Consider the following 15,997-nt stretch of genomic DNA (forward strand, 5'->3'; position numbering starts at 1 on the left):
ATTTGCCATGCGGATCTTTGTTGCAGGCGCCACTGGCGCTGTGGGCCGTCCACTCGTTGCCGCGCTGATAGCGGCAGGTCATTCCGTCGTTGGCACGACGCGAACGGCGGCGAAGGCCGAGATCATCAGACGGATGGGCGCGGAACCTGCGATCGCCGATGGGCTCGACGCGCCGGCCATTCGCGCCGCAGTGCTTGCAGCGAAGCCGGATGTCATCATCCATGAGATGACCGATCTCGCAGGGGTCACCGATCTCAGGCATTTCGATCGCGCGTTCGCCAGCACCAATCGATTGCGCACGCAGGGCACCGATTTTCTGTTGGCGGCTGCGCGTGAGGCGGGCGTGAAGCGCTTCATCGTCCAGAGCTTTTGCGGCTGGACCTACGGCCGCAGCGGCGACCCGATCAAGACGGAGGCCGATCCGCTCGATTTCGATCCGCCGGAAGAACTGCGCCGCACGCTTGACGCGATTCAGTATCTGGAGGACGCCGTCACCAGCTCGGCGAATCTCGAAGGGATCGTCCTGCGATATGGGTCGTTCTATGGCCCCGGCACCGGCATGCTCTCACGCGCGATGATCGAACAGGTGCGCCGCCGCCATGTGCCGCTGATCGGCGGCGGTGGCGGACGGTGGTCGTTCATCCACGTCGATGACGCGGCTGCCGCGACCGTTGCTGCCATCGAGCGCGGCATATCAGGCGAGATCTACAACATCGTCGACGATGAGCCGGCGCCGGTCGCCGAATGGCTGCCTGCTCTTGCCACGCTGGTCGGAGCCAGGCCGCCGATTCGTGTGCCGGCTTGGCTTGGTCGGTTGTTCGCCGGCGAGCACCTGGTTTCGATGATGACGGAGGTGCGATCAGGCTCCAACGCCAAGGCGAGGCGCGAGCTGGCCTGGCAGCCGGCGCATCCGTCGTGGCGTCACGGATTTGCGGAGGTCGCCAGCGGCGCAACCGCGCAGCACGCAGCCTGAAGGTTCTAGAGCATGATGAAATTAGACCTGATTGCGGCCACGAAGAAGGTGCGCGCCCTCTCCCGCTTGCGGGGGAGGGGCGGGGTGGGGGTGTCTCCGCGGGCGACACTGCCCGAGTGGAGAGAGCCCCCACCCGGCGCTTCGCGCCGACCTCCCCCGCAAGCGGGAGAGGTAAAGCGCGCCCGCGGCCAACTCATCTAACCAAAAATCATCATGCTCTAGGCGAGCCGCTGCTTCGCCTCGCCCTTGAACCAGGCGTCGATGCCTTCCACCATCTGCTGATAGTGGTTTCGAAAACTGTCCTCGGTGACGTAGCCGAGATGCGGCGTCAGCACCATGTTATCGAGCTTGCGGAAGGGATGGTCGACCGGCAGCGGCTCGACCGAGAACACGTCGATGCCGGCGCCCGCGATCTTCTTTTGCGTGACCGCTTCCAATAGCGCGCCTTCGTCGACGATCGGCCCGCGCGCGGTGTTGACGAGATAGGCGGTCGGTTTCATCCGCGCGAGGTCATCGCGCCCGACCAGCCCGCGCGTGCGCTGGCTCAGCACCACATGGATGGTGACGATGTCGGCCGTCGAGAACAGCTCTTCCTTGCTCACATAGGTGACGCCGACTTCCTTGCATTTTTCAGCCGTCAGGTTCTGGCTCCAGGCGATCACGTTCATGCCGAAAGCCTGCGCCAGCTTCGATACTTTGGTGCCGAGCTTGCCGAGGCCGATCACCCCGAGTGTGCGGCCCTCGATCTCCATGCCGACAAGTGCCTGCAACGGCGCGCCGGCATGCATGCGGGCGTTTTCGCGGCCGATATTGCGGGTCAGCTCCAGGATCAGCCCCATGGTCAGTGGCGCCGTCGGGTCGCGGCCCCATTGGGTGCCGCACAGCACCACCTTGTGGTCCTTGGCGGCCTCCATATCGATGGCGGCATTGCGCAGGCCCGAGGTGATCAGGAGTTTTAGGTTGGGCAGGCCTGCAAACATGGTGCGCGGGAACGGGGTGCGCTCGCGCATCGCACAGATGATCTCGAAATCCTTGAGCGCGGCGGCCGCGGCTTCCGCGTTCGCAAACGGCTGGTTGAACACCGTGACGTCGACGCGGTCGGTGACCTTGGACCAGTCGGCGACCTTGAGCGCCACATTGAGATAGTCGTCGAGGATAGCACAGCGCAGCCGCGTCATTTGAGAGGTCCGTCGATGGCGAGGATGACGGCGGAGACACCGTCGGGAAGATCGCCATGGTCGCGCGCAATCGGTAGCGGCGCAAGCGGACTAAACGCAGGGCAGGCTCAAAGGCAGGACAGCCTCAAAACCAGGAAATCTCAGTTCTGATGGCCGGGATGCTTGGCGCGCCAGGCCGGTCCCGGGCCGCGCATATAGTACAGTTCCGGGCGGTAGGGGTTGAACGCCTTGGCCACGAACTGGCGCCAGAAAGCGCGGAGTTCTGCCAACGGTTTTGCCAGTCCGGCGCTTGCATGAGCCGGGGTGGAAAGGGATGCCGAACCGATCGTAGCCATGACGCTGGCCCTTGTTTTCAAGACGCCTTTTCCGGCGCTGAAAACGAGTTTTCGCCTGATTTATTAAAAGATAGTTTCAATTGTCGGTATCTCGGCAGACATGGTGACCATCCCGTATTCACCCGTGGTGAACGGACGGAAAACGCCCCTCCGCGGTTGCCCTTTGGGGGCCACGCCGCTACATCAGCGGCAGCAAATTTCCGTAAAATCCAACAGGTTCCAGGGATCGCGATGGCTCGCCAATTCATCTATTTCATGCAGGGTCTGACCAAGAGCTACCCGACCCGAAAGGTGCTCGATAACATCCATCTGAGCTTCTACCCGGACGCCAAGATCGGTGTGCTCGGCGTCAACGGTTCCGGCAAGTCGACCCTGCTCAAGATTATGGCCGGCCTCGACAAGGAATACACCGGCGAGGCCTGGGTCGCCGACGGCGCCCGCGTCGGCTACCTCGAGCAGGAGCCGCACCTGGACCCTGCGCTTACCGTCCGCGAAAACGTCATGCAGGGCGTCGCCAAGCAGAAGGCGATCCTCGATCGCTACAACGAGCTGGCGATGAACTATTCGGACGAAACCGCCGATGAGATGACCAAATTGCAGGACCAGATCGAGGCCGCGAGTCTCTGGGATCTCGACAGCAAGGTCGACCAGGCGATGGACGCGCTGCGCTGCCCGCCCGACGATTCCGACGTGACAAAACTCTCCGGCGGCGAGCGCCGCCGCGTCGCGCTGTGCAAATTGCTGCTCGATCAGCCGGATCTCTTACTGCTGGACGAGCCGACCAACCACCTCGATGCCGAGTCGGTGTCGTGGCTGGAAGGCCACCTGCGCAATTATCCCGGCGCGATCCTGATCGTGACACACGACCGCTATTTCCTCGACAACGTCACCGGCTGGATCCTCGAGCTCGACCGCGGCCGCGGCATTCCCTACGAGGGCAATTACTCGTCCTGGCTGGTGCAGAAGCAGAAGCGCCTCGAGCAGGAGGGCCGCGAGGAGGCCGCGCACCAGAAGACGCTGGCCCGCGAGCAGGAATGGATCGCGTCCTCACCGAAGGCACGCCAGGCCAAGTCCAAGGCGCGCTATCAGCGCTATGAGGAATTGCTCAAGCAGGCGAGCGAAAAGCAGACGCAGACCGCGCAGATCACCATTCCCGTGGCAGAGCGCCTCGGCCAGAACGTGGTCGATTTCGAAGGGCTCACCAAGGCGTTCGGCGACCGCGTGCTGATCGACGATCTCACCTTCAAGCTGCCGCCGGGCGGCATCGTCGGCGTGATCGGCCCCAACGGCGCCGGCAAAACCACGCTGTTCCGCATGATCACCGGGCAGGAAAATCCGGACAAGGGCACCATCACCGTCGGCGAGAGCGTGCACCTCGGCTACGTCGACCAGTCGCGGGACGATCTCGACGGCAAGAAGACGGTGTGGGAGGAGATTTCCGGCGGCAACGAACTGATCCTGCTCGGCAAGCGCGAGGTCAATTCGCGCGGCTATTGCTCGTCGTTCAACTTCAAGGGCGCCGACCAGCAGAAGAAGGTCGGCGCGCTGTCAGGCGGCGAGCGCAACCGCGTTCATCTGGCCAAGATGCTCAAATCGGGCGCCAACGTTCTGCTGCTCGACGAACCGACCAACGACCTCGACGTCGATACGCTGCGCGCGCTGGAAGAGGCGCTGGAGGATTTCGCCGGCTGCGCCGTGATCATCAGCCACGATCGCTGGTTCCTCGACCGCATCGCCACTCACATCCTGTCCTTCGAAGGCGAGAGCCATGTCGAATGGTTCGAAGGTAACTTCCAGGATTACGAGAAGGACAAGATGCGCCGGCTCGGCCAGGACAGCATCATTCCGCATCGCGTGAAGTACAAGAAGCTGACGAGGTGAACCAATCGGGCGTTTGCATGATCAGTGTCCCGCGTGTGCTGCGGCCAGTTGTCGCTTCACACGGCGGTGACAGTGCGTAGATATAGACGTTGTTCCGCAATTGTAATTCTGCAGCGAGCTATCCCTGATGTCCCTTACCCCCGAAACACCCTTGCCGCCTAAAGGTAAGGGGAAGGCATTGCGCCCCGTTCCGATGCTGATCTTCGGCTCCCGCTGGCTGCAATTGCCGCTTTACGTCGGTCTGATTGTCGCGCAAGGCGTCTATGTCGTGCTGTTTCTGAAGGAGCTGTGGCATCTGTTCGCCCATGCTTTCGATTTCAGCGAACAGCAGATCATGCTGGCAGTGCTGGGCCTGATCGACGTCGTCATGATCTCCAACCTGCTGGTGATGGTGATCGTCGGTGGCTACGAGACCTTCGTCTCCCGTCTCAACCTGCAGGGTCATCCCGATGAGCCGGAATGGCTCAGTCACGTCAACGCCAGCGTGCTCAAGATCAAGCTGGCGATGGCGATCATCGGCATCTCCTCGATCCATCTCTTGCGCACGTTCATCGAGGCCGGCGGCCTTGCATCGGGCAAGAGCGCCTACACCGAAACCGGCGTGATGTGGCAGACCATCATTCATACGGTCTTCATTCTGTCGGCCATCGGCATTGCCTATGTCGACCGTGTCTCGAACATGGCTATCGACGAAGCAAAGCGCGCCACTTCGCATTGATGGGCGGCCTGTCGACCATCGGATTTTCGGCTTTGCGAACGAGGGCGGCTGCCGCAGTTCTGATAGTGACTGCGGTGACGCTCGGCGCGTCGCAACCGGCATTCTCCGCCGACGCCGCCTTCACCCAGTTCGTCGCCTCGCTATGGCCGGAGGCGCAGGCGGCCGGCGTGTCGCGTGCGACGTTCGATCGCGAAACGCAAGGACTGGAGCCTGACTACAAGCTGCCCGATCTCTTGCTGCCGGGCCGGCCGCCCACCGGCGCGCCGGCGCAAGCCGAATTCGTTCAGGTGCCGGCCGACTATGTGAAGGAATCCTCGATCGCGCGGCTGGCGGCCGAAGGGCAGAAGCTGATGCAGAAGCATCGCGCGGCGCTCAGCGATATCGAGCAGCGCTTTGGCGTGCCGGCCACCATCGTGCTCGCGATTTGGGGCCGCGAGACCGATTTCGGCCGCTACCGGTTGCCTTACGATATGCTCCGCGTGGTCGCGACGCAGGCCTATGTCGGCCGGCGCAAGGATCAGTATCGCACCGAGTTTATTCAGGCGCTCAAACTTCTCGGCGAGGGCGCGGTGGCGCGCAAGGATTTTCGCTCGTCCTGGGCCGGCGCCACCGGACTCACCCAGTTCCTGCCGTCCGAATATTACAAGCACGGCATGGATCTTGACGGCGACGGTCGTGTCGACATCTGGAATTCGGTGCCGGACGCGCTGGCGTCCGCCGCGCAGCAGCTCGTCAACAAGGGCTGGCAGCGTGGGGTGCGCTGGGCCTACGAGGTGAAGGCGCCGGCCAACGTCGATTGCACCATGGGCGTGCCCGAGGTGACGCAGCCGATTGCCGAATGGCTGCGCGCGGGCTTCGTGCCGGTGCGCGGACAAAGGCTGAGTGCGGCCGAACAGGCGCAGCCGGCCTCGCTGTTGCAGGTGGAGGGCATCTACGGCCCGTCGTTCCTCACGACGAAGAACTATTTCGTCATCAAGGAATACAATTTCTCCGATCTCTATGTGCTGTTCGTCGGCCATCTCGCCGACCGCATGGCGAGCCCGCTGCCGTTCGCAACGCCGTGGTCGGCCTCGACGCAGTTGCGCTCCGCCGATGTCGAGGCCATGCAGCGCCATTTGACGCGCATCGGTCTCTACAAGGACAAGCTCGACGGCAAGGCGGGCATGCAGACCCGTGCGGCATTGGGCGCGTATCAGAAGTCGGCGGGCATTAAGGTCGATTGCTGGCCGAGCGAAGCGGTGCTGCGCTCGATGAGCGGGGGTCGGTGACTACGTCGTAGATGTGGCAGCCGCGCTGGATCGGGTTAAGCCGGATTTCGAGTAGAAGTTCGGATCACCCTGGAGGGGGAGGGTCGGCTCACATGGAGCGCAGCGAAATGTGAGACGGGGTGGGGTGATCTCTCCATTCGGGCACTGTTGGACGTGGAGAGACCGTCACCCCACCCCGCCGCTACGCGGCGACCCTCCCCCTCCAGGTAGGGGAATCGCATATGGCGTTAGAGGGGTGTTGCATAGCGGTGCGAATTGGATTCTTCGGAGGTCTCCCGCTTCCCGAAGGAGACCAAGATGCGCAATCTCAGGCGGATATTTCGCCCGCTCAAAGATCCGCGTGCCAGCAACGCTCAACACAATCTGTTGGACATCCTCGTCATCGCCTTGGCGGCGACGCTGGCTGGCGCCAAAACCTGCACCGAGTTCGAGTTCTTCGGCAAAGGCCGAGAGAAGCTGTTGCGGCGGTTTCTGGAACTCAGATGCGGCATTCCCAGCCACGACACGTTCAGCAACGTCTTCCGTGCGCTGGACCCGAAGGGTCTGGAAGCGGTCTTGCGCAAGTTCGGCAAGGGCTTCGGCGTCAAAGGCGTGGTCAGCATCGACGGCAAGGCGCTGCGCGGGGCTTTCACGCGTGGCCGGCAGGCCACGCCGCTGCATATGGTCAATGTCTGGGCGACAGGCACGCGCATGGCCTTGGCTCAGAGGAAGGCTCCCCATCGCAACGAAATTGCCGGTGCTCTCGAAGTTCTGGCCCTGCTCGATCTGGACGGGGCCCTTGTCACCGCCGACGCCTTGCATTGCCGGCCCGACACGGCCCAGGCCATCCGCGATCGGAAGGGCCATTACGTGTTGGCCATCAAGAGCAATCGCGGCCGGCTCTTCAAGGCCGCCAAGGCGCTGCTCGATGCGGCCCGGAAGCCAGCGCGGGCGAGCCAGCGAAGGACCTCCGCTCACGGCCGTGTCGAGCGCCGGCAGGCCATCGTCACGCCGGCACCACAGTTGGCGAAGCAATACGGCTTCCCCGCGATCGCTGCCGTCGGCCGCATCGACAGTTGGCGCGCCCACTCCGGCAAGCCCGCCAAGCACAAGGTTCGATACTTCCTGGCCTCGCGCCCGCTGTCGGCCAAGAAGCTGCTCGAGGTCGTGCGCGCCCACTGGGGCATCGAGAACAATCTGCACTGGGTCCTCGATACGGTCTTCGACGAGGATGCCTGCCGCAGTCGCAAGGATCACGCGCCGGAAAACCTCGCCGCTATCCGCAGGATCGCCATCAACGTCCTGCAGACAACACCAGGGCCGGCCCGCATCAGCCACAAAATGCTCCAGGCCAGATGGGACAACGACTTCCTTCTCTCCGCCCTCGCCCATATGCGATAGCCCTACCCTCCAGGGGAGGGTAACCAAACGTCCGTGCTTCTGTGGTGATAAAAAAGCCCGGCCGAGATATCGGCCGGGCTTCAGATCAAAACGCGCTTCTCGCGCGCCAATCGATCAGATCAGTTGCAGACCTCGACGCGGCGATAGCGCCAGTCGTAGCCATCCCAGAAGCGCTCGCGAACCATGCGGCACGCCGGATAGGGCGCCTCTTCCACATACACCGGGCCGCCATAGGCCGGGCGGCTGGAAGCAATCGCGCCACCGATGATCGCGCCGCCGAGCAAGCCGGCCGCCACGCCCGCGGCAACGCCACGCTGTGCACTTGCGGGCGTCGAGGCAAGCGAACCGGCAATCGTTGCGACCGCGACGAAGGCAGCAAATGTCTTCTTCATGTCTTGGGCTCTCCTGGAGTGACGCCTTCGGGCGCCGGGTTTAGGGGATGACTCACACGCTGTTTCGAACTGCCGCTTCGCTAAAAAAGCGCACATGGGTCAATCGAAAGTAAACGTCTTCAAACGGTCGCGGAAAAAAACGGTCTTTTTCGGGCCGAAAATCGCATGCACCCCGGAAAAGCACCTGCTTTTCCGGGGTGTTGAGCGCAATTTAATGAAGATGAACGACCGCTAGTCGCAGACCCTGACGTTGCGGACCCGCCAGCCATAGCCATCCCAGAACCGCTGCCGCTGCCAGATGCAGGACTCGCCGTAGCCGGGATCGACGACATAGGCCGGGCCGCCATAGCCGGGCTCATAGTAGCCCGGGCCGTAATAGTAGCCGTTCTGCGAAGCAATCGCGCCGCCGACAATGGCGCCGCCGATCAATCCGGCGGCGACGCCCGCTGCAACGCCGCGCTGCGCCTGGGCGGGGGCGGGAACAGCCACGGCCGAAACGGCCAACGCGGCGGCGGCACCGAGCGCCATCAATGTCTTCTTCATGGCTCACCTTTCTCAAAAGGGCATTGGGGTTTGTCGCGGCAAAAGTTCCACATTTCGCTTGAATGATCAATGAACGCCAAGGCCCCCGGCGATGACGAAAACGGGAGGTGAGGCAGATCACGGTGCTAAGATACCGAAGTGTTATTCTTGGTCCGTGAACGCAGGACAGGACGACGATGGGCGGAATGGCGGCATTCGTGGTGGCGGTCGGCGGCACGTCGCTGATCTGCTACCTGCTGATGAACCGGGTGCAGAATCGCAAGCCCCGGCGCGAGAGCGCCAGTGGCGACAGCTATGGCGCAACTTCCAGCGACAGTTTCGGCGGCAGCGGTTGGAGCCTGTTTTCCGGGAGCGGCAGCGACAGTTCTTCGTCCCATGAATCCGCTTCATCCAGCGATAGCAGCGGAGGCGGTGGCGACGGCGGGGGTGGTGGCGGCGATTGATAGCGGAAAACCGGCAATCAGCGCCGGATTGATTTACCGCAATACTCCTTTTTAGATTCATTCCAGTATTTCCCCGGCATCAGTTTGGAATTGCTTGAAAATGCGGCTTTTCCTTTTGCATCTCGGAGCTCTCTTCCATATCGATGAGTAGGCATCACCCAAGGTTTTACCGGTTTCATGATCGTCTGTTCCTGCAACGTGCTGAGCGACCACGATGTCCGTAATGCTGTGACTGCAGCTTCGGACCTGCCGCGAAATCCCAAACAGATTTACGGTTGCCTCGGCTGCAGCGCCGAATGCGGCCGTTGCGCGCGCACCATCAAGACCATCATCGACGAAGCGCTCGGCGCCTGCGCCAAGGAGTGCTGCTCCGGTTGCCCGCACACGCGCCACGCCGCCAACGATGAGCCCGCGCAGGAAACCGCTCCGGCCTTCGCCCTCGCGGCCTGCTGAAATCCCTCTGAAATCCCCTGATTTCCTCGGTTCCCCACCGCTTTTTTCGCGGAACAGTTGCTCTTGGCCCCAAACTGATTTAGAAGCGTTCTAAATACAGTGTCAGGCCGCCTCTGGCCTGAAGAAATTGGAGTGGACCATGCAGGGCGATCCCAAGGTCATCGACTATCTCAACAAGGGCCTGCGCAGCGAGCTCACCGCGATCAACCAGTACTGGCTGCACTACCGGCTCCTGAACAATTGGGGCCTGTTGGATTTTGCCAAGGTCTGGCGCAAGGAATCCATCGAGGAGATGGAGCACGCCGACAAGTTCACCGATCGGATCCTGTTCCTCGACGGCTTTCCCAACATGCAGGTGCTCGATCCGCTCCGGATCGGCCAGAACGTCAGGGAAATCATCGAATGCGATCTCGCCTCCGAGATCGCCGCGCGCACGCTCTATCAGGAAGCCGCAACCTATTGCCATGGCGTCAAGGACTACGTCTCACGCGACCTGTTCGAAAGCCTGATGAAGGACGAGGAACATCACATCGACTTCCTCGAAACCCAGCTTGACCTGATCCAGCGCATCGGCCTCGAGCTCTACACCCAAAAGCACGTCGGCGGGCTCGAGAACGGGGACTGAGCTTTTCACCCTCCCCTGGAGGGGTCCGAGACGAGCGAAGCTCGCTCGTGGGTCGGCTCGCATGAGCGTAGCGACATGCGAGACGGGGTGGGGTGATCTCTCCACTCGGGCACTGTTGGGGGTGGAGGGACCGTCACCCCACCCCGCCGCGCGTTACACGCGCATCGACCCTCCCCCTCCAGGGGAGGGTGTACGTGTCGCCCAACAATCTTCCCTACAACTGCGTCTTGTAGCGCTCGTAGATCTCGGCCTGGCTTTCGCGCTCGCCAAGTCCGGTCTGATCGTGGATCACTTCGCCGATGCTCGGCATCACCGAGCGTTCGACTTGCGTGGCCGCCCACAGTTTCGAGCGCATCAGCGCCTTGCCACAGTGGAAATAGGCTTCCCTGACGTCGATATGCAGCACCGCGCGCGGCGGCTTGCCGAATTCGATCATCGACGCCATCAGCTCCGGATCGACAGACAGCTTCCCCTTGCCGCCGACGCGCAGCGTCTCGTCGATTCCGGGCACGAAGAAGATCAACTGCACGAAGCCTGATCCCTCGACGATATTGCGAAAGCTGTCGATCCGGTTGTTGCCGGAACGATCCGGCATCAAGAGCAGGTTCGGTCCCGCGACATGAACGAAGCCGGGGTTGCCGCCGCGCGGCGACGCATCGACGCTGCCGTCCGAGCCTGAGGTGGCGAGCACGCAGAACGGCGACATGCCGATGAATTTTTTCGCATGCGCATCGATCTCCGGCCGTGCCTTGGCGATCACGCGCGGCGTGGGAGTGGGATAGATCGTGGCGAGGTCGCCAGGGGCAAGATCGGACAAGGGCGGCTCCTTTGCGATTTTCCGTCAGATTATCATTCGCCGGTGTCACCGTCATCTTGAAGAATCTAAACCGCGTCCGCCGGCACGAAGCAGCTAATGATGATGCTGCCGCGGTGATGCACGTACCACACCACGGCTTCGCCGATCGGGTTGCCCTGGTCGCGAATGACCGCGCGCTCGGGCACCTGCATCCATTGGCCCTCGATCGGCACCCAATAGGCGCCGCCGCGAACGTCGTAGCTGGTGCGATGGCCGTCGGAAATATCGCAACAGGGTACGCCGTTCGGCGCGATCACGCTCTTGAACCAGGCGCGGATATCGGGCGGCACGTGGTCGTACTGGCCCCTGTCGACGGCGAGCGCTGCGCCGGCCTGCATCGAAAGGCAGGCGAGCAGGACCAATGGCGCAAGCCTTCGCATACGATCCTCCGCTTTCGTTTGTCTTGTCCTCGCGACGGCGCATGCCACCGACGATTCGTAATGCAAGGACAATTGAAGCGGAGCCCGCGCGCGCATGCACGCTCAAATAATGAGCGATGTGCGCGGTGCAGATTTGATGCGGTGCGAAATCGTGACTTCTGGCTGGTCGTCCCATACACAGTTTGATGCGAGCCACGACTTGCTCAACCGTCGCACCGAACTGATTGCTGCCTTGAAATAGGGCAGCACGAACGTGCTATCGATCTTGCGTGTGGATTCGCGGTGAGCTGCCTTGCACAGCAAGCTGCCAAACAAGCGCTCTAACCGCCCGTGGTTGGTGTAAGCAGCCGCCCTACGGTCATCTTCACGATTGGAAACGCGTTGGGCACGAACCCGAAGATTGCGTTAGGCCTGCTTTCACCCGTGGGATTGCTGTTTGCGCTCCCCCTATTGCTTTGGGCTTTCAGCTTGACCGAACGCTTCGGGTTGGAGAAATGCAGCATCGGTTCCATTAGCGACGTCGAATACCAACGCATTCTGTCTCGGGCCGGCGCGCAGCGCTGGACAGTATGGCCCGGTCTGTCGAATGGGGTGTTCTGGCCGTCGGACAATGGCTTTCGAGCCCCGACAGCATCTTTCAACACCAATCTCAACAATCAGCTTCTCTCACATGTCAGAGAGCTTGCTGGACCCGACGCGTCCATGAATCGCCAACTTGCTTCGGGCCATGCCGTTATGCGCAGCATGGGCGCAGAATACGTCCAGACTTTGGAAGTACCGGATATGCGTCGGGATCGCTCCGGTTCGCGCATCAGTTTCACATACTACTTGCCGCAAGTGCGCTTCGCGCCTGCGTGCGTTCTTTGCCTGATATGGCGGTACACGACGATTGACGTGATCTTTTCTCATGACCTCGCCACCGACCGATACGAGTTGCAGGCAGTGAACGTTCTGCACGAAGGGCTGAAAGGTAGCTCCGACAAAAATCGCGCGCGCAACGTCCCATGGGGTAGTTGCCCCGAGTTTCGATGATCCTTTCGCAATGCATGATCGGATCAAGCAACGCCAGCCGCGGGACCGCAGATCGGCGTTTCCCGACTCGGGAAAATGACTACCCGACATCGCGCACTCGCTTCGATGCGCGTGCCGTTTCACATCGCCCGTTGCGGCGCGCTCTGCAGCAACTCCTGCAGCTCCTTCTTGTAGAACTTCGCATTGCCGGTGGTGAGATGGCCGCGCGTCTCGCTGGAGGCCGGGATCAGGAACAGGCGGCCGTTCTTGACGCGCTTCATCGCCGCCTCGGTGACGCCGGTTTCCGGTGGATTGCGCTCGTCGTCGGCGGCGTTGATCAAGAGCAGCGTGGCCTCGATTTTCTCCAGCGCAGGCGCCGGATTGTAATCGCGCGAGGCTTCCCACTGGTAGATGAAGTCGTTGGCATCGGCGGTAACAGCGGTTGCCAGCCGGTCGTCGACCAGCTTGTCAGCTTTCGCCGCCGTCGGCGCCAGCGCCTGATAGGCCAGCGTGCCGCCGGCGGTCGCGATGCCATAGGCATTGATGGCATATTTCATCATGCGTGGCTGGGTGATGTAATTGCCGCGATTGTAATCGGGATCGTTCTTGATGGTCTCCAGCATCATCCGCCGCAGCATCCAGTTGCGCGACGCCATCTCGGTCGGCTGTGAGGCCATCGGCACCAGCGCGTCCATGAACTTTGGATACTTGCCGCCCCAGATCCAGGTGTGCATGCCGCCCATCGAATTGCCGATCACGAGCCGCAGATGCTTTACGCCGAGACCTTCCGTGACCAGGCGATACTGCGCATCGACCATGTCCTCGTAATTGTATTTCGGAAACGCCGTCTTCATGCCGTCGGAGGGCTTTGATGATTTGCCGTGGCCGACGCTATCCGGAATGATGATGTAATATTTCGCGGCATCCAGCGGCTGGCCGGGGCCGAACAACTCCCCGCCGAAGGTGGCCGTCAGCATGCTGGCGGCCGAGCCGCCCGAGCCGTGCAACACCAGTACGGGCTGACCGGTCGGCTCGCCGATCGTGGTATAGTGCAACCGCAATTCCGGCATCGTCTCGCCGGTGTGTAATTTGAAATTTTTGGCGATCCAGTCGCGCTGCTTGGGTACGGGATAATCGGCGGCGAAGGCGGTGATGGAGGTCAGTGCCAATGCGGCGGCCGAAAAGGCGGCATGCGAAAAGTTCATCATGGTCTCCCCAAAACTGCGGCCGTCTTTGCGGACCGCTTGACAGGGGAACCTAGCACACCAGACAGCCGAACAATGCACTAACCTTCCACTTCGGTTTCCGGCCGGTCATTGCCGGCGGCCGTCTCCGAGCGCCATTTTCCATCATCGGTTTCGTATTCGATCACCTCGGTGCGGCCGGGCACCCGCTGCTCGGCGGCTGCGCGCCGGGCGGCTGCCAGCGCCGTGGCGCGGTTCGGAAACGGCTCGGAAAACACGCCGTTGACGGTGTAGGCCCAGCCGCCGTCATGTTCGACGATCTTGTAGGTCACGTGGGGCATCGGGAACTCGCTGCTTGCAGGTGCCGACAGGGGTGAACACGCTGCCAGTTTCATGACAGAATAAGCCACGCCGTCGGATTTTGCACCGGCCGTTCGTCCTTGATCGAAGACCTCTGCAGACGAGAGAACCATGTGCCGTAACATCAAGACCCTGTTCAATTTCGATCCCCCGGCCACGCACGCGGAGATCCATGCCTCCGCGCTGCAATTCGTGCGCAAGCTCTCCGGCTTCAATTCGCCGTCGCAGGCAAACGCCGAGGCGTTCAACCGCGCGGTTTCCGAAGTCTCCGACAGCGCGCGGCGCCTGCTGGCCTCGCTGCAGACCAACGCGCCGCCGCGCGACCGCGAGGTCGAGGCCGAGAAGGCGAGGGAGCGGTCACGGGCGCGGTTTGGGTAGGGCGTGGACTCGTAAAGACGTGTCGGCTTCTGACTGCCAAGCGGACAGCTTCTAATCGGTGACAGCATTACCGCTCGTGACCCATTTGAGACATCAAGACGACTTGCTTTCCTCGGAAGTTTCGTCAATATCGTGCACATGACTGTCGTCGTGACCACGTTCGCGAACTTGTGGTGGCGCTCCACTTAGGAGCGGCACGGCCTTGTCATTACCAACCGTCGCCGCCGTTCATCGGCTTGCGAGGTTGCTTTCATCGAAAGTCCGATTGAATGGCGGCTCCTAATCTGGAGAACCGCGATGCAAGATTCGTCAGCCACCCTCCCTGTTATCTTGACCGGCGACAGAACAACTGGACCGTTGCACCTAGGGCACTACGTCGGTTCGTTGAAGAACCGCGTCGCCCTACAGACAACGCACCGGCAGTACCTGCTGCTGGCGGATACCCAGGCCCTCACCGACAACGCGCACAATCCCGGTCGGGTGCGTGACAATGTCCTTGAGGTTGCGACGGACTACCTCGCTGTCGGCATCGACCCTAACCAGAGCACGATCTGTCTTCAATCGCATCTTCCGGCATTGGCCGACTTGACCCTGCTGTACATGAACTTTGTCACGGTGGCGCGGCTTGAGCGCAACCCAACCATCAAGGACGAAATTCAGGCGCGAGGTTTCGGCAGAGATATTCCTGCAGGCTTTCTCTGCTATCCCCTCGCCCAGGCCGGGGACATTACCGGTTTCAAAGCGACGATTGTCCCGGTTGGACAAGATCAAGCTCCATTGATCGAGCAAACCAATGAGGTTGTTCGCCGCATCAATCGCCAAGCTGGTGTTGACGTGTTGCCGGAAGCCCACGCGCTTATTCCTCGCGTCGGACGCCTTCCCGGCATCGACGGCAAAGCCAAAATGAGCAAGTCGCAGGGAAATACCATTCAGCTATCGGCCACGGCCGACGAAATACGCGAGGCTGTCCGGCGTATGTTCACTGATCCAAACCATCTAAAGGCGTCCGATCCGGGTCGCGTCGAAGGCAACGTGGTCTTTACGTATTTGGATGCGTTCGATGAAGATCACATTGCGGTTGAGGATTTGAAGGCACGCTATATCCGCGGCGGTTTGGGCGACAGCATTGTCAAGAAACGTCTGGAGGACGTGCTGCAGGCACTTCTCACGCCGATCCGAAACCGTCGTCGCGAACTCGCTCGCGATCCCGGCTATGTGCTGCAAGTCGTCAAACGCGGCACCGCGCGAGCGCGTGAGATAACAGATACCACTTTGCACGATGTTCGCGCTGCGCTTGGTCTATTCACCCTGAATTAATCGGATTGGAGGCCAAGCCAAGCTATGTCCAGATTTGAGCCCAACTCGGACCTCTGCGTGAGGTCTGCTATCGAACTGCTATCAGGGGTACAGCAGACGTCCGCGCCCCGATCTGCGGCAGGGATTTATGAATACACGCCCTAGCACTACTTTGGCAGATTTTGAGCGGCATAGGATTCCCAAATCAGTTTTCCAATGATTCATGGGTAGTCGGCCTTTGGAGGGGCCGACCATGGTTGGCAACACGCTGGATTGGAATGAAGAGCTTGGACGCTGGCTCAAGCCATTTCTGGATCGGTTGGGTCATAAAGCGCGGCGACAA

The 15,997-nt window shown here is 61.5% G+C and carries 19 protein-coding genes; 11 read left to right on the top strand and 8 right to left on the bottom strand.

The genetic code is table 11. The features are described from left to right. The first annotated feature begins 7 nt into the window (after positions 1-7). Complete coding sequence (locus LMTR3_RS07475) at positions 8-973, top strand: NAD-dependent epimerase/dehydratase family protein (RefSeq protein WP_065744444.1); 966 nt, start codon at positions 8-10, stop codon at positions 971-973. A 218-nt stretch (positions 974-1,191) separates the two neighbouring features. Here LMTR3_RS07475 and LMTR3_RS07480 read toward each other — a convergent pair whose 3' ends face one another. Together LMTR3_RS07480 and LMTR3_RS07485 are read right to left on the bottom strand one after the other, a co-directional pair. Beyond that, the gene (locus tag LMTR3_RS07480; RefSeq protein WP_065744445.1) at positions 1,192-2,151 is read right to left on the bottom strand and encodes a D-2-hydroxyacid dehydrogenase family protein; all 960 of its coding nucleotides are present in this window, start codon (positions 2,149-2,151) and stop codon (positions 1,192-1,194) included. Between the two features lie 140 nt (positions 2,152-2,291). After that, entirely contained in the window at positions 2,292-2,486 is a 195-nt protein-coding gene (locus tag LMTR3_RS07485) for a hypothetical protein (protein WP_065744446.1), read from the bottom strand. A 231-nt stretch (positions 2,487-2,717) separates the two neighbouring features. Between LMTR3_RS07485 and ettA the strand changes: the two genes are divergently transcribed. From ettA to LMTR3_RS07505, 4 genes are all read left to right on the top strand, one after another. Next, positions 2,718-4,367, top strand: a complete 1,650-nt coding sequence (ettA, locus tag LMTR3_RS07490; protein WP_065744447.1) for an energy-dependent translational throttle protein EttA — start codon at positions 2,718-2,720, stop codon at positions 4,365-4,367. Positions 4,368-4,494: 127 nt separating this feature from the next. Continuing rightward, a complete protein-coding gene (locus LMTR3_RS07495; RefSeq protein WP_065744448.1) occupies positions 4,495-5,085 on the top strand; it encodes a TIGR00645 family protein in 591 nt (196 codons plus the stop codon). Continuing rightward, positions 5,085-6,353 carry a lytic murein transglycosylase gene (locus LMTR3_RS07500; RefSeq protein WP_065744449.1) on the top strand — a complete coding sequence of 423 codons (1,269 nt, stop codon included), beginning with the start codon at positions 5,085-5,087 and terminating at the stop codon, positions 6,351-6,353. Before LMTR3_RS07495 ends, LMTR3_RS07500 begins: the two co-directional genes overlap by 1 nt. A 297-nt stretch (positions 6,354-6,650) precedes the next feature. Then, complete coding sequence (locus LMTR3_RS07505) at positions 6,651-7,733, top strand: ISAs1 family transposase (protein WP_065744472.1); 1,083 nt, start codon at positions 6,651-6,653, stop codon at positions 7,731-7,733. A 119-nt stretch (positions 7,734-7,852) separates the two neighbouring features. Here the strand turns inward: LMTR3_RS07505 and LMTR3_RS07510 are convergent, their stop codons facing one another. Further along, positions 7,853-8,125, bottom strand: a complete 273-nt coding sequence (locus tag LMTR3_RS07510; RefSeq protein WP_065744450.1) for a hypothetical protein — start codon at positions 8,123-8,125, stop codon at positions 7,853-7,855. A gap of 231 nt (positions 8,126-8,356) precedes the next feature. Next, on the bottom strand, positions 8,357-8,668 hold the full coding sequence (locus LMTR3_RS07515) for a hypothetical protein (protein WP_057841790.1): 312 nt from the start codon (positions 8,666-8,668) through the stop codon (positions 8,357-8,359). Between the two features lie 185 nt (positions 8,669-8,853). Here LMTR3_RS07515 and LMTR3_RS07520 point away from each other — a divergent pair, with 185 nt between their 5' ends. The 3 genes from LMTR3_RS07520 to bfr all read left to right on the top strand — a co-directional run bounded on the left by LMTR3_RS07520 (position 8,854) and on the right by bfr (position 10,189). Beyond that, complete coding sequence (locus LMTR3_RS07520; protein WP_176721831.1) at positions 8,854-9,111, top strand: hypothetical protein; 258 nt, start codon at positions 8,854-8,856, stop codon at positions 9,109-9,111. A 177-nt stretch (positions 9,112-9,288) separates the two neighbouring features. Further along, entirely contained in the window at positions 9,289-9,564 is a 276-nt protein-coding gene (locus tag LMTR3_RS07525) for a (2Fe-2S)-binding protein (RefSeq protein WP_065744452.1), read from the top strand. A gap of 139 nt (positions 9,565-9,703) precedes the next feature. Then, positions 9,704-10,189 carry a bacterioferritin gene (gene bfr, locus LMTR3_RS07530; RefSeq protein ID WP_065744453.1) on the top strand — a complete coding sequence of 162 codons (486 nt, stop codon included), beginning with the start codon at positions 9,704-9,706 and terminating at the stop codon, positions 10,187-10,189. 214 nt (positions 10,190-10,403) lie between these two features. On the opposite strand, the gene LMTR3_RS07535 is transcribed toward bfr, so the two are convergent. Both LMTR3_RS07535 and LMTR3_RS07540 read right to left on the bottom strand, forming a co-directional pair. After that, the gene (locus LMTR3_RS07535) at positions 10,404-11,006 is read right to left on the bottom strand and encodes an MSMEG_1061 family FMN-dependent PPOX-type flavoprotein (RefSeq protein WP_065744454.1); all 603 of its coding nucleotides are present in this window, start codon (positions 11,004-11,006) and stop codon (positions 10,404-10,406) included. 65 nt (positions 11,007-11,071) lie between these two features. Further along, a complete protein-coding gene (locus tag LMTR3_RS07540) occupies positions 11,072-11,425 on the bottom strand; it encodes a hypothetical protein (protein WP_065744455.1) in 354 nt (117 codons plus the stop codon). A 381-nt stretch (positions 11,426-11,806) separates the two neighbouring features. On the opposite strand from LMTR3_RS07540, the gene LMTR3_RS07550 reads away from it, so the two are divergent. Next, entirely contained in the window at positions 11,807-12,457 is a 651-nt protein-coding gene (locus LMTR3_RS07550; RefSeq protein ID WP_141686506.1) for a hypothetical protein, read from the top strand. A gap of 119 nt (positions 12,458-12,576) precedes the next feature. Here the strand turns inward: LMTR3_RS07550 and LMTR3_RS07555 are convergent, their stop codons facing one another. Further along, complete coding sequence (locus LMTR3_RS07555; protein WP_065744473.1) at positions 12,577-13,641, bottom strand: alpha/beta fold hydrolase; 1,065 nt, start codon at positions 13,639-13,641, stop codon at positions 12,577-12,579. A gap of 80 nt (positions 13,642-13,721) precedes the next feature. Further along, entirely contained in the window at positions 13,722-13,961 is a 240-nt protein-coding gene (locus LMTR3_RS07560; RefSeq protein WP_065744474.1) for a DUF2188 domain-containing protein, read from the bottom strand. Positions 13,962-14,091: 130 nt separating this feature from the next. On the opposite strand from LMTR3_RS07560, the gene LMTR3_RS07565 reads away from it, so the two are divergent. Next, the gene (locus tag LMTR3_RS07565; protein ID WP_028347019.1) at positions 14,092-14,358 is read left to right on the top strand and encodes a DUF2277 domain-containing protein; all 267 of its coding nucleotides are present in this window, start codon (positions 14,092-14,094) and stop codon (positions 14,356-14,358) included. Positions 14,359-14,655: 297 nt separating this feature from the next. Next, positions 14,656-15,675, top strand: coding sequence for a tryptophan--tRNA ligase (gene trpS, locus LMTR3_RS07570; protein ID WP_065744458.1), 1,020 nt, complete (start codon positions 14,656-14,658; stop codon positions 15,673-15,675). Positions 15,676-15,997 lie beyond the last annotated feature (322 nt).

Source organism: Bradyrhizobium sp. LMTR 3, from assembly GCF_001693485.1.
Classification (GTDB): Bacteria; Pseudomonadota; Alphaproteobacteria; order Rhizobiales; family Xanthobacteraceae; genus Bradyrhizobium.